General features: G+C 39.4%; 9 protein-coding genes. 6 read left to right on the top strand and 3 right to left on the bottom strand.

Annotation, left to right across the window (positions count from 1 at the left end; all coding sequences use genetic code 11):
* The first annotated feature begins 33 nt into the window (after positions 1-33).
* The 4 genes from IGI50_RS10505 to IGI50_RS10490 all read left to right on the top strand — a co-directional run bounded on the left by IGI50_RS10505 (position 34) and on the right by IGI50_RS10490 (position 6,283).
* On the top strand, positions 34-1,158 hold the full coding sequence (locus IGI50_RS10505; RefSeq protein ID WP_010745990.1) for an AI-2E family transporter: 1,125 nt from the start codon (positions 34-36) through the stop codon (positions 1,156-1,158).
* Between the two features lie 112 nt (positions 1,159-1,270).
* Positions 1,271-2,647 carry a hemolysin family protein gene (locus IGI50_RS10500; RefSeq protein ID WP_028020446.1) on the top strand — a complete coding sequence of 459 codons (1,377 nt, stop codon included), beginning with the start codon at positions 1,271-1,273 and terminating at the stop codon, positions 2,645-2,647.
* A 217-nt stretch (positions 2,648-2,864) separates the two neighbouring features.
* Positions 2,865-4,442, top strand: a complete 1,578-nt coding sequence (locus IGI50_RS10495; RefSeq protein WP_010745992.1) for a peptide chain release factor 3 — start codon at positions 2,865-2,867, stop codon at positions 4,440-4,442.
* 23 nt (positions 4,443-4,465) lie between these two features.
* Positions 4,466-6,283 carry a hypothetical protein gene (locus IGI50_RS10490; RefSeq protein ID WP_438776905.1) on the top strand — a complete coding sequence of 606 codons (1,818 nt, stop codon included), beginning with the start codon at positions 4,466-4,468 and terminating at the stop codon, positions 6,281-6,283.
* A gap of 22 nt (positions 6,284-6,305) precedes the next feature.
* Here IGI50_RS10490 and IGI50_RS10485 read toward each other — a convergent pair whose 3' ends face one another.
* The 3 genes from IGI50_RS10485 to IGI50_RS10475 all read right to left on the bottom strand — a co-directional run bounded on the left by IGI50_RS10485 (position 6,306) and on the right by IGI50_RS10475 (position 10,468).
* A complete protein-coding gene (locus IGI50_RS10485) occupies positions 6,306-7,637 on the bottom strand; it encodes an ISL3 family transposase (RefSeq protein ID WP_438776904.1) in 1,332 nt (443 codons plus the stop codon).
* Positions 7,638-7,799: 162 nt separating this feature from the next.
* Entirely contained in the window at positions 7,800-8,096 is a 297-nt protein-coding gene (locus tag IGI50_RS10480) for a DUF1827 family protein (RefSeq protein ID WP_010745994.1), read from the bottom strand.
* 149 nt (positions 8,097-8,245) lie between these two features.
* Entirely contained in the window at positions 8,246-10,468 is a 2,223-nt protein-coding gene (locus IGI50_RS10475) for an ATP-dependent Clp protease ATP-binding subunit (RefSeq protein WP_010745996.1), read from the bottom strand.
* 439 nt (positions 10,469-10,907) lie between these two features.
* On the opposite strand from IGI50_RS10475, the gene IGI50_RS10470 reads away from it, so the two are divergent.
* Both IGI50_RS10470 and ptsP read left to right on the top strand, forming a co-directional pair.
* The gene (locus IGI50_RS10470) at positions 10,908-11,174 is read left to right on the top strand and encodes a phosphocarrier protein HPr (RefSeq protein ID WP_010745997.1); all 267 of its coding nucleotides are present in this window, start codon (positions 10,908-10,910) and stop codon (positions 11,172-11,174) included.
* Entirely contained in the window at positions 11,174-12,901 is a 1,728-nt protein-coding gene (ptsP, locus tag IGI50_RS10465) for a phosphoenolpyruvate--protein phosphotransferase (protein WP_010745998.1), read from the top strand. The genes IGI50_RS10470 and ptsP overlap by 1 nt, the downstream gene beginning before the upstream one ends.
* Positions 12,902-12,942 lie beyond the last annotated feature (41 nt).

Raw genomic sequence — 12,942 nt, 5'->3', positions numbered from 1 at the left:
CTATAAACTAAATCTAGAAAAAGGAGTAGATGGATGTTTGAGAAAATTAAAAATTCAAAATTAATGTTTTGGTCAGTGGAACTTCTGGTCATCGCCACGTTAATTTTTGTTTCATCAAAAATTGATTTTGTCTTTCAACCGATTGGGACATTCTTCACCACGTTGTTTGCACCGATCTTGATCGCTGGCTTTTTGTATTATTTATTAAATCCATTAGTCAATCTATTGATGAAAATGGGCGTGAAGCGTCTATTGGCGATCGCTTTGATATTTATTTTATTGATCGGTATGATCGTGTTGATTTTTATGAGTGTAATCCCTAATTTAGTGGAACAGCTAGTTTCTTTGGCAAAAAATATTCCAGGATTTATCAGCAATATGCAAGATTGGCTGCAGCAGGCTGCGGACAATGCCACCCGTTTCCCACTCTTTAAAGAACTGGATGTTGATAAATATATCAGCAACCTGGATGTATCAGCTGGAAGCATTATTCAGCAATCACTTACTGGTGTGACAAATGGGCTTGGATCACTTATTGGCAAGATCACGACAGTAGTCTTGTTATTAGTTACAGTCCCGTTCATTCTATTTTACATGTTGAAGGACGGCGAGAAGCTTGTGCCAAATATCGAGCGCCTTTTCCCAGAGAAGCAGCGTGACAATATTAAGGGGCTTTTACAGCAGCTTAATAAAACATTGTCTGACTATATCAGTGGGCAGGCAATTGAATGTTTGTTTGTAGGAACCTTCACCTTTTTAGGTTATCTCCTGATTGGTGTTGACTATGCCTTTCTATTCGGAGTGATTGCAGGCTTGACGAATTTGATTCCTTATTTAGGACCTTATTTAGGACTAGCCCCGGCGTTGATCTATACCTTTTTTGATTCGCCGACCAAAGCATTATTATGTATCCTTATTGTCTTGATCGTACAGCAGGTCGATGGGAATGTGATTTATCCGAATGTAATTGGTAAATCATTGAATATCCATCCACTGACAATTATTTTGATCCTGTTGGTTGCTGGAAATCTTTCCGGAATATTAGGCGTTTTTCTTGGTGTGCCGGTTTATGCTATTTTACGTACTGTGGTGATATTTATCGTGAAAATAGTGAAGCAAAGCAAGCAGGAAGAGCGTGAACAAGAGTTTTTAAATTAGCCAAGAGCTCTTCGCTCGGAAATGATTGCATAAAAACAAGTGATGTGATACGATTTTATCGTGGCCTTTGTGCCACTTTTTTTACACTTTAAATTAAGGAGCGAATGCAATTATGAATGCTGACCCCGATAGTCAGTCGTTATTATTACAACTAGGTTTATTAGTAATTTTGACGTTAATCAACGGATTTTTAGCTGCGGCTGAAATTGCGGTGGTGTCGGTCAATAAAAACCGAGTAGAACAAAAAGCAGAAGAAGGAAACCTGAAATCAAAAAAATTATTGGAGGTTATTCAAAGCCCGAATAATTTCTTGTCCACGATTCAAGTGGGGATTACTTTAGTCAACATCTTGTCAGGGGCATCCTTGGCGGATAGTTTATCTGCTCGCTTAGCACCGTTATTAGGCGGCGGCTCAGCGGCACGACCAATCGCTGCTGCGATCGTCATGCTTTTATTGACCTATGTTTCGATTGTATTTGGAGAATTATATCCCAAACGAATTGCCATGACCAAGACCGAAGAGGTGGCACAATTTACTTCGGGTGTTGTTCGTAAATTAGGAATAATCACAAAACCTTTCGTCTGGTTGTTAACAGCATCAACAAACTTATTGGCAAAAATTACTCCAATGACGTTTGATGATGAAGATACGAAAATGACTCGTGACGAAATGCGTTATATGCTAGAAAATGAAGGTGTCTTAGATAACGATGAGATTGAAATGCTGCAAGGTGTTTTCTCATTAGACACAAAAGTTGCGCGGGAAGTAATGGTTCCTCGGACAGATTCCTTCATGATTGATATCAATGATCCAGTATTAGAAAATATCGATGAGATTTTAAATGAAAGCTATTCAAGAATTCCAGTCTATGACGAGGACAAAGATAAAGTTGTAGGAATCCTACACACAAAAACCTTATTAAAGGCTGCTCGTCAATTCGGCTTTGAAAATGTCGTTTTGCAAAAGATCTTACAAGAACCTTTGTTTGTTCCAGAAACGATCTTCATCGATGATCTGCTATATGAATTGAAGAAAACGCAAAACCAAATGTCAATCCTTTTGGATGAATACGGCGGTATGGTTGGGCTCGTAACGTTAGAGGACTTACTAGAAGAAATCGTTGGTGAAATCGACGATGAGTCAGATGAAATTGAGAAGCTTTATGAAAAGGTCGGAGACAACGAGTATCTGATCAACGGGAAAATGCTGATTGACGAGTTTAATGAAGAATTCGGATTAAATCTGCATATGAGCGATGTCGATACAATGGCAGGCTATTTGATCACCGCCTTAGGAACAATTCCTGATGAAGGTGAAAAGCTTTCCTTCGATGTGGACGACTTAACGTTGATCTCTGAGGAAATGGAAGGGTCGCGTGTTTTAACTCTGCGAGCAATTTTTCATCCTGAAGAGCATGAAAATGCTGAACCAGAAGAAGAACGCCGACTGTTTACCAAAGATTTCGATGATGACGAGCCGCGTCGTTAATACACCAAATCAGAAAGCATTCTGCTTAGCAGAGTGTTTTCTTTTTGCTTTTATCCTTACGTATCCCTTATCGAAAAAGAAGCAAAATTGATGACTGATTTCAATGGAAAATCTATATGAAAATCAAAGCGATTCAACTTTCCAATAGACTAAAATCCATGCTATACTGATTGGGTTGGAATTTGAAAGATACTAGATATATGAATGGAGCAATAAAATGAACAATCCTAATTTAAAACAACAAGTAGACAGTCGCCGAACCTTTGCGATTATTTCCCATCCGGATGCGGGGAAAACGACGATCACTGAACAGCTTTTGTTATTTGGTGGAGCGATCCGTCAGGCTGGAACAGTAAAAGGAAAGAAAACAGGCAACTTTGCAAAATCTGACTGGATGGATATTGAGAAGCAACGTGGTATCTCAGTAACGAGTTCTGTTATGCAGTTTGATTTTGACGGAAAACGAGTAAATATTTTAGATACACCAGGGCACGAAGACTTCTCGGAAGATACTTATCGTACACTGATGGCAGTAGATAGTGCGGTCATGGTTATCGACAGCGCTAAGGGGATAGAAGCACAAACGAAAAAGCTTTTTCAAGTTGTAAAACGCCGTGGAATTCCAATTTTTACATTTATCAATAAATTGGACCGTGATGGTCGTGAACCGTTAGAGCTATTAGAAGAACTAGAGGAATTATTGGATATCGAATCTTATCCAATGAACTGGCCGATTGGTATGGGGAAAGGGTTGGAAGGTATCTATGATATCTACAATGAACGGATTGAGTTCTATCGCCCTGAGCAATACGAAGGAGAACGATTTGTGAAGCTAACCGATGGTGAAATCGCTGGTCCACATCCTTTAAAAGAGAAATCAATTTACGAGGATGTTCTAGGAGAAGTGGAATTGGTGCGAGAAGCAGGCGATCAGTTCAATCTTGAAAAAATCGAACGAGGCGATCAAACTCCGGTTTTCTTCGGATCTGCGTTAACAAACTTTGGAGTGGAAACTTTTTTAGAAAGCTTTGTTGATTTAGCGCCAAAACCTCATGCACATAAAACGGAAGAAGGAGAAGCTGTTTCTCCTTATGAAGAAGAGTTTTCAGGTTTTGTCTTCAAAATCCAAGCAAATATGAATCCAAATCATCGTGATAGGATCGCTTTTGTTCGCGTTTGCTCGGGTACTTTTGAACGCGGGATGGATGTTATGCTTGGGCGGACCGGAAAGAAGATGAAGCTGAGCAACGTAACGCAGTTTATGGCTGACGCTCGAGAAAACGTGGAAGAGGCTGTAGCTGGGGATATTATTGGTGTCTACGATACAGGAAACTATCAAATCGGGGACACTCTCTATGAAGGAAAATTGAAAGTCGCATATGAAGAGCTGCCTTCCTTTACGCCAGAGCTATTCATGAAAGTAACTGCAAAAAATGTAATGAAGCAAAAATCCTTCCACAAAGGTATCTATCAGCTGGTTCAAGAGGGCGCGATTCAATTATACAAGACCTACTTAACGGATGAATATATCATCGGAGCTGTTGGTCAGTTGCAGTTTGAGGTTTTCCAGCACCGGATGCTGAATGAATACAACGCTGAGGTTGTTATGACACCGATGGGGAATAAAATTGCGCGTTGGATCAACCCTGAGCAGCTGGATGAACGAATGAGTTCCAGCCGAAACATTCTAGCAAAAGATCGGTTCGATCAGCCCTTGTTCTTATTTGAAAACCAATTCGCGATGCGTTGGTTTGCTGATAAATATCCAGATGTAGAATTAAAGAGCTTGATGTAAAAAAGTGAGGAAAGGGACCTTTGATGCAAAAACAAATTAGCCGCACAGAAAAAAGGTTAAAAAAAATTAAACAGCCAGCTAACTTGATCTTGTTAGTTGTTTTGCTTAGTTTGACAGTCTTTCGTCTAGTGCTGAACGCCAAAGCTCCCTATTTTATCAACTTATTTGCCGGTTATGATGACCAGTTGTTTATACGGTATAGCGAAGAAATGCTTAAAGGGAATTGGTTGGGTGACTATTCGACGAAAACTTTATCCAAGGGGATTTCCTACTCGCTTTTTATGGTGTGGGCGAATAAACTTCATTTACCTTACGGAGTTTTTTTAGGGCTCTTTAATGTTTTAGCAAGTGGGATCGCTGCAATTGCTCTGCGACCATTAGTAAAAAACCGATGGCTTTTGACGTTTATCTATGCATTCTTTTTGTATTCACCAGTTACTCTGACGAGTGAATATAGCACACGAATTTATCGAAATACCTTGGTGGTTCCAGCAGTGATATTGGTCATAGCTTGTCTTGTAGGACTGTATTTCAGAAGAAACGAAAGCCTAAGGTCGTTTATTCCGTGGAGTATCGGTTTATCCTTAATCTTTCCATTTTATTGGTATATTCGTGAAGATTCACTTTGGTTATTCCCCTTATTGTTAGTAGGACTGTTGGTTATCTCTGGATCAGTCATCTTTGAAAATGATTCGAATTTTAAGCTGAAGACGTTTCGAAAGTCTTTAAAAAAGTTTTATTTCACGAAGAAGCAGCTGATTAAGCTACTATTATGTTTATTGCCCTTTGTCATGCTTTTTTCCATGACCAAAGGATTGAAGCAGATGAATCAGGAACATTATGGAATATCTATAGTTAATGATCGAACGGGCGGCGCATTCGGCAGTGTTTCAAAGCAGCTGATTCGAATGGATGATGGAACAAAGCTTAATGAAACCAATAGCAGAGTTTGGGTCTCAAAGAAGGCTTTAGAAAAAGCTGAGGCTGTTTCTCCTACCTTTAAATCCATTGCTAAAAATATCGATTGGATTTATAAGGGAAGTCCTTGGAGCGGAGGTGAAGATATCGCTGGAGATATTATTTTCTGGGCTCTTAGAGATGCCGCAGCGCAAGCGGGCTACTATAAGGATGGCAAAAAGACGGAAGAATTTTGGCAGAAAGTTGATTCAGAATTATCGAAGGCTTATGAAAAAGGTCAATTGAAAAAGAAAAAAGAAATCTATCTCACCGCAACCGGAGATGGAAAATTAAGAAAGGATCTGCCTTTAGTAGGCGAATTCATGAAAAGCGGATTTGAATATACTGTTTTCTATAAAGAGTATGGTCAAGGGGCAGATGCTACGCTGGGACCAAAGGAAGATGTGGTTAAGGCAGAAAAATTATTAAATCATTCTTTTTCAGGAAACTGGCAAGATATTAATAATCCAGATTCAAAACCCGTTAAACTGGTGAGAACAGCAACAATATCTAATCGAATCATTCAAGTTTATCGTGACCTGACTCCGATCTGGTTAGTCATCTGTGGATTCGGCTTAGTGATCATTCTCATTGGCAGTCTTTTTTCAAAAGCACAGTTAAAAATCTTTAGGGGGCTGCTGTTGATCATAGTGGGTATAGGATTATCTTACTTAATCTTCCTAATAGGGGTTTCCTGGTTCTGTTCATGGGCACCAGAACGGAAAGATTTGTTTATGATGATTTATACCGGAGCAGGCGTTCCTGTGATTCAATGGATCGAGATTCTTCTGTTCATTGGTATTATTCAAATACCTGCAATCGCTAAAAAAATTAATAAAAAAAATGGCTCTTCGTCAATGAGTGTTGGTGAAGAAATTCAATAGAATAATCAAGTCATTCACACGGCTAGGCAGCTCTTTTGTCTAGCCGTGTTGTCGTTCTGGTCTTGTTCATTTGGGTGGTTTTCTTGAAATACTTTCCGCGATACAAAAAGATTCGTTCTCGGTAGTTTTGGAAGTTTCTAAAGCCATAGGCCATTCGTTTTAGTACTTTGATATGGTTGTTCAAACATTCCAGTGGCCCGTTGGAATAGGGAACCCGCAACGCGCGTTTGATTTCTGTTTGGTACTTTTTGAAGGTCGTAATCACTGGTTGGTAGTGTTCTGGTAACTCTTTGTAATTTTCCTTTAAAAGCTTCGTGAAATCAGGAACATCTCGTCTTCTGATAGCGGACAGAAAGTGCTGATAGACTTCGTAGCCTTGCTTTAAGGAGTCATCGTAAGACAACAGGCGATCGACGATTTCTGCTTCCGTTAGATGTGCCCGAAAAGAAGGGCGCCAGTAGCGGTGTCTCCCCTTCAATTCCCACGCATTCTTCTGAAGCAGTTTCCAGTATTTCTTTAAATGTTTTGATCGACTGTCGCCTTTTCTAAAGGACTTCATCACTTGAATTCGGTGGTTGGTAAAGGCTCGACCAATGTGTTGGCTGATATGAAAGCGATCGGCGACGATTCGGGCATTCGGAAAACAATCTTTCACCAATGTACGATAGGGTGTATAGAAATCTGAAACCACTAGACGTACTTGTTCCCGTACCTTTCTGGGATAACGCAAGAAATAGTCGCGTAAAGGATCGAGTTGACGATTTTCCACAATGTCGATCAGTTGATGGGTTTTGCCATCCATCATGACAAAGCTCATAGCACCCGAGACATTTTTCACTGATTTGAATTCATCAAAACACAACACTTCTGGTAGTGGCTGGTTCAAAGAAATGGTTTTGGGCCGAAGGCTGCGAAGAATCCGAATAACCGTTGTTGGAGAAACGTGTTTCATGCGTGCGATCAAGGACATAGAAAGAGGCTCACTTAATAGTTCGAGAACGGCTTGTTTGACTCTGCGGGCAATGGAGCAGTGACGATCACTAACCGAATCTTCGGCTAAAAAAGTTTTTCCACAGTGTTTACACTTAAAGCGTTGCTTGTTTATCCGCAGAATCGTCTTGTAGTTACTGACGTCATTTAATAAGATAGAGACTTTCTTCCAGCCCCATTTAATGATCGTTTGATCATTTTCATAGCGGCAATGAAAGCATTCTTCTGGTCGATAGGTTAATGTGCCATCAAAAACAAAACAGGTCTCGTCATTGATTCGCTCTTTGCGAAAGGCATTCTCATGAAAGGTAAGATTTAGGTCTAGAATATCTAGTAACTCTTTGGTAAACTCTGAATAGGACATCTTGAAACACTCCTTTGAATGGTTTTCGTCGACTTTATTCTAAAGGATTTCAAGGTGTCTGTTTGCGTTTATTAAAAAAAAGAAAAAGTGTTGGCAACAGAAGGTGTCACCAACACTAGATATTATAGAGCCAAAAAAATAGCTGAAGCCTTTAAGCTTCAGCTATTTTTTTGTTATCGACATTTCAATCAGACCGGGAGATTCCAAATAAGAAATATTGGAAAAGTCGTAAATACCTTCGTCTAATTTTCGTTTGAAATACTTATGTACAAAATCAACTTCCGATGGCAGGATGTTTCGATTGTCGTTTTTTAAAACAATCTCCGCATGTTTATAGGCATCCGTGTAGATGACCGTCGTGTTGCCGATCGTATAAACTTTAATCATATTTGCATCAGTGTTCTCCAGCTGATTATAAACCAATTGAGAATGACTATTTGTCACATTAATAAGTTTCATCCCGAAACACCTTCTTCCTTAACCTTACTTCATAATGTAATTATATAAGAAAGATTAAGAAAAAAGAAGGAGGATGCTCATATTAATTAGAAAATTTGTACAATTTGATAAAAAAAGGATTCTCGTTTTATACGAGAATCCTAAAGTCATTAGTTTTTGTCTTCTTTTGCTAGACGTTCAGGCTTTGACGTGATAACAATATGGTCTTCTTTATCAAGTTTAGCCTTAAGATCAGTAATCGTTGGATGATCTAAATAGAATTCAGCGATGCCGTCTTCAATATTTTCCTGAATCGTTCGGCGAAGAGGTCGAGCGCCCATGGCAGGATCGTATCCCAAATCAACCAATTTTTCTTTCACATTATCAGGAACATCGATGTGAAGCTTTTGTGAAGCTAACATTTCGTTCACATCTTCCAACATCAATGAAACAATCTTCATCAAGTTTTCTTTTGATAATGGACTGAATTCAACAATTCCGTCAAAACGGTTCAAGAATTCAGGCGCAAAGAAATCTTTTAACTGACCTAAGACAGAGCGAGTAACGCCTTCTCTAGCTGCACCAAAACCGACATTTGCTTCAATCTTGCCAGTTCCAGCGTTACTAGTCATAATGATAATTGTATCTTTGAAGCTGACTGTCCGACCTTGAGAATCCGTCAAGCGGCCATCGTCAAGAATTTGTAGGAACATATGAAGCACATCTGGGTGTGCCTTTTCAATTTCATCCAATAAAATCAAGCTATAAGGATGACGGCGGACTTGTTCAGTCAATTGTCCAGCTTCTTCATAACCAACATAACCTGGAGGAGAACCGATCAATTTAGAAACACTATGTTTTTCCATGTATTCACTCATATCAAAGCGAATCATTGAATCACTTGAACCGAATAATTCTTCTGCTAATTGACGTGCCAATTCTGTTTTACCGACTCCAGTTGGTCCAACAAACAGGAAGGAGCCGATTGGACGGTTCTTCTTGTTCAAGCCAACACGGTTACGGCGGATGGCTTTGGCTACTTTATCAACTGCTTCATCTTGACCAATTACATGCTGTTTCAAATCAACAGCTAAGTTTTTCAATTGTGTTTGTTCTTTTTCCTTTAATTCGCCAACAGGGATACCTGTCCGTTTTTCAACGATTTTTTCCATATCTTTTTCAGAGATGACAGGTGTTTCTTCATCTGTTAACTGACGTTCTTTCATTTTTTGCAGCTTATTAATTTGATCACGGTAGTAGGCTGCTTTCTCAAAGTCTTCTTCTTGTGAAGCCTGAGATTTTTGTTGCTCAGCCTCTGCTAATTTTTTATCAATCGTTTTTGGATCCACGATCTGAATTGTTAAGTTTTTCTTTGAACCTGTTTCATCTAACAAATCAATTGCTTTGTCAGGTAAGAAACGGTCTTGGATATAACGATTTGAAAGCTCAGCAGCAGCCTTGATCGCTTCATCTGTATATTTTACATGATGGTAATCTTCATAACGAGGTTGCAATCCCTTTAAAATCTCGATCGTTTCTTGAACAGAAGGTTCTTCGACACGAACAGGCTGCATCCGACGTTCTAAAGCTGCGTCTTTTTCAATAATGCGATACTCATTCAAGGTTGTCGCACCGACCATTTGCAGCTCACCACGAGCTAATGCTGGTTTTAAAATATTTCCAGCATCCATGTTGCCGTCTCCAGCAGCACCTGCACCAACGATTTCGTGAACTTCATCAATGAAGAGAATAATATTTTCAGCTTGTCGGATTTCTTCAATCAGCTTTTGCATTCTTTCTTCAAATTGACCGCGAATACCAGTGCCTTGAACAAGAGAAGCGACATCTAAGCGGATAACTTCTTTATCCATTAATTTTTGTGGAACATCGCCATCTACGATCTTTTGCGCTAAGCCTTCAACTACGGCTGTTTTACCTACACCAGGTTCACCAATTAGAACAGGGTTATTCTTTGTCCGGCGATTCAAAATTTCGATCACACGTTGAATTTCATCGTCTCGTCCAACGACTGGATCAATATTTCCTTCACGCGCTTGACCAGTAATGTTAATTCCATATTCATCTAATAAGCCACCGCCGCCATTTCCGCGAGGGGGTTGATTGTTAATTCCATTTCCGCCACCGAATTGTGTTGGTGGTGTTTGATCTGCAGCACCTTGTCTTTGTTGCATTTGTTGAGACATTGAGCGGAACAAATCATCTAAACTTCCAAAACCAAAAGGATCATTTCCTGCCATTTGGGGCGCACCTCCAGCTTGATTCTTCAATTTTTGATAGCAACTTTGGCAATAATCTAATTGCTTTCGTTGACCATTGACATTTGCATATAAATGAATCGTTGCTTCATTTTCATGACAATTTTGGCAAAGCATTTTTTTCACCCTTTCAATAGTTGATTGTTTCTTCCATTGTACATCGAGTAAGCGAGTCTCGTAAAAAGATACGCTGGTCAGTTGTTTGACTTTCACTGACCTTAAAAACAATTATAACGAGATTTCAGATAAAAGCAAACACTTTGTTTCGTTTTTTAGCAATCGAAGTAGTCGAGTGCTAAAAAGAACAAAATCTGAATTTTTTACTATGCAGTATTGTTATGTAAAAAAAATGAAAGCAAGCGGGATAAGGAAGTTAAACGGTCTAGTCAGATATTTTAAGAAAGGGCATACATTTCGTATGAATAAATCGACTAAAATTGTTGTATCCACCGCAAAAAAATGGTAATCTAAGAAAATGAAGGGCTCAAAATGATGGATGTTATCATTAAAGCCCTAACATAAAAAAACATTTTTTTTATAAAGGAGAACGGTCAATATGGAAAAAAAAGATTTTCACGTAGTAGCAGAAACAGGGATTCATGCACGTCCCGCAACTTTATTGGTGCAAGCTGCAAGCAAATTTAACTCTGATATTAACTTAGAGTATAAAGGAAAATCAGTTAACCTTAAATCAATCATGGGAGTTATGTCTCTAGGTGTTGGCCAAGGTTCTGACGTTGTTATCTCTGCTGAAGGTGCTGACGAAAAAGAAGCAATGGAAGCAATTGTTGAAACAATGAAAAAGGAAGGATTATCTGAATAATGGTTGAATTACTAAAAGGTATTGCCGCAAGTGACGGTGTAGCCGTTGCGAAAGCTTATCTGCTAGTACAACCGGATTTATCTTTCAAGCAAAATAATGTAGAAGATACTGCTGCCGAAGAAAAGCGTCTTGATGACGCTTTGGCGGCTTCTTCTGCTGAACTAGAAAAAATTCGGGATAAAGCAGCGAAAAGCTTAGGTGAAGAAGAAGCACAAGTTTTTGATGCTCATTTAATGGTTCTTTCAGATCCAGAAATGATTGGTCAAATCAAACAACACATTCAAGATAATAAAGTGAATGCTGAAAGCTCACTTAAAGAAGTTACTGATATGTATATTGGCATGTTCGAAGCGATGGATGATAACGCTTATATGCAAGAACGTGCAGCAGATATTCGTGACGTTACAAAACGTGTAATGGCACATTTATTAGGTGTATCTCTACCAGATCCATCAATGATTGATGAAGAAGTAATTGTTGTAGCACATGACTTAACACCAAGTGATACTGCGCAATTAGACAAGAACTTCGTAAAAGCCTTTGTTACTGATATCGGCGGACGTACGTCTCACTCAGCAATCATGGCTCGTTCATTGGAAATCCCAGCAATCGTTGGTACGAAGGAAATCACTTCTAAAGCTAAAGAAGGCGATGTTCTTGCAGTTAACGGAATTACTGGTGAAACAATTGTGAACCCAACAGACGAACAAGCAGCTGAATACAAAAAAGCTGGCGAAGCTTATGCAACGCAAAAGGCTGAATGGGAAAAATTAAAAGATGCTGAAACAGTTACTGCTGATGGCAAGCATTTTGAATTAGCAGCGAACATCGGTACACCAAAAGATCTTGAAGGCGTTCATAACAATGGCGCTGAGGCAATTGGTTTATACCGTACGGAATTCCTATATATGGACTCTTCAGATTTCCCTACGGAAGACGATCAGTTTGAAGCTTATAAAGCCGTTTTAGAAGGCATGGGTGACAAACCAGTTGTTGTTCGTACAATGGACATCGGTGGAGACAAGGAGTTACCATACTTAACATTACCTCACGAAATGAATCCATTCTTGGGTTATCGTGCATTGCGTATCAGTTTATCTGAATTAGGCGACGATATGTTCCGTACACAGTTACGTGCATTGTTACGCGCTTCAGTTCATGGCAATTTACGCATCATGTTCCCAATGGTTGCAACATTAAAAGAGTTCCGTGCAGCGAAGAAAATGTTCAACGAAGAAAAAGAAAAGCTTGTTAACGAAGGCGTGAAGGTTTCTGATACGATTCAAGTCGGTATCATGATCGAGATCCCTGCCGCAGCTGTTTTAGCTGACAAGTTTGCAAAAGAAGTTGACTTCTTTAGTATCGGAACAAACGACTTGATTCAATACACAATGGCTGCTGACCGTATGAACGAACGTGTTTCATACTTGTATCAACCATACAACCCATCAATCTTACGTTTGATTAAAAACGTCATTGATGCAGCACATGCTGAAGGCAAATGGGCTGGTATGTGTGGCGAAATGGCTGGCGATCAAACAGCTGTTCCATTGTTAATGGGTATGGGCTTAGATGAGTTCTCTATGAGTGCGACATCAATCCTTAGAACTCGTAGCTTGATGAAGCGTCTAACAACGACTGACATGGCTGAATTGGCTGAAAAAGCGTTGAAAGAGTGCGACACAATGGAAGAAGTCGAAGAACTAGTAAAAGAATACGTAAAATAGATTTTTATTTTAAGACCGTTGTCTTTTCGGACAGCGGTCTT

Origin of the sequence: Enterococcus sp. DIV0170, assembly GCF_051710765.1 — a bacterium.
Classification (GTDB): domain Bacteria; phylum Bacillota; class Bacilli; order Lactobacillales; family Enterococcaceae; genus Enterococcus_A; species Enterococcus_A raffinosus.
This window is presented reverse-complemented; position numbering and strand designations above follow the sequence as displayed.

What these genes read in the sequence shown, in the direction of transcription:
- IGI50_RS10505 (WP_010745990.1), top strand. Translation starts at nt 34, where the DNA reads ATGTTTGAGAAAATTAAAAATTCAAAATTAATGTTTTGGTCAGTGGAA.
- IGI50_RS10490 (WP_438776905.1), top strand. Translation starts at nt 4,466, where the DNA reads ATGCAAAAACAAATTAGCCGCACAGAAAAAAGGTTAAAAAAAATTAAA.
- IGI50_RS10495 (WP_010745992.1), top strand. Translation starts at nt 2,865, where the DNA reads ATGAACAATCCTAATTTAAAACAACAAGTAGACAGTCGCCGAACCTTT.
- ptsP (WP_010745998.1), top strand. Translation starts at nt 11,174, where the DNA reads ATGGTTGAATTACTAAAAGGTATTGCCGCAAGTGACGGTGTAGCCGTT.
- IGI50_RS10475 (WP_010745996.1), bottom strand. Translation starts at nt 10,468, where the DNA reads ATGCTTTGCCAAAATTGTCATGAAAATGAAGCAACGATTCATTTATAT.
- IGI50_RS10500 (WP_028020446.1), top strand. Translation starts at nt 1,271, where the DNA reads ATGAATGCTGACCCCGATAGTCAGTCGTTATTATTACAACTAGGTTTA.
- IGI50_RS10470 (WP_010745997.1), top strand. Translation starts at nt 10,908, where the DNA reads ATGGAAAAAAAAGATTTTCACGTAGTAGCAGAAACAGGGATTCATGCA.
- IGI50_RS10480 (WP_010745994.1), bottom strand. Translation starts at nt 8,096, where the DNA reads ATGAAACTTATTAATGTGACAAATAGTCATTCTCAATTGGTTTATAAT.
- IGI50_RS10485 (WP_438776904.1), bottom strand. Translation starts at nt 7,637, where the DNA reads ATGTCCTATTCAGAGTTTACCAAAGAGTTACTAGATATTCTAGACCTA.